The sequence below is a fragment of the Bradyrhizobium sp. Mp27 genome (genome assembly GCF_029953005.1).
Taxonomy (GTDB): Bacteria; Pseudomonadota; Alphaproteobacteria; order Rhizobiales; family Xanthobacteraceae; genus Bradyrhizobium; species Bradyrhizobium barranii.
Window position 1 is genome coordinate 1 of record NZ_JASAUS010000734.1, and the last position, 286, is coordinate 286.

At 62.6% G+C, this 286-nt stretch carries 1 protein-coding gene; it reads left to right on the forward strand.

All coding sequences use genetic code 11. The annotated features are described in order from the left end of the window. Window positions 1-286: hypothetical protein (locus tag QJT78_RS52485; protein ID WP_281460985.1), on the forward strand; the 286-nt coding region annotated here is incomplete at both ends.

Genomic DNA, 286 nt, shown 5'->3' on the forward strand with positions numbered 1-286 from the left:
GATCTGAATGCGCCGACGCCGTCCGAGTTGCGCGACGATGCTCACTTTGCGCCGGCGCATCCTGCCAGGGCTCGTTCAGACACCTACGCTGGTCTTGAGCCATTTGTTGATTTGAATGCGCCGACGCCGTCCGAGTTGCGCGACGATGCTCACTTTGCGCCGGCGCATCCTGCCGGGGCTCGTTCAGACACCTACGCTGGTCTTGAGCCATTTGTTGATCTGAATGCGCCGACGCCGTCCGAGTTGCGCGACGATGCTCACTTTGCGCCGGCGCATCCTGCCAGGG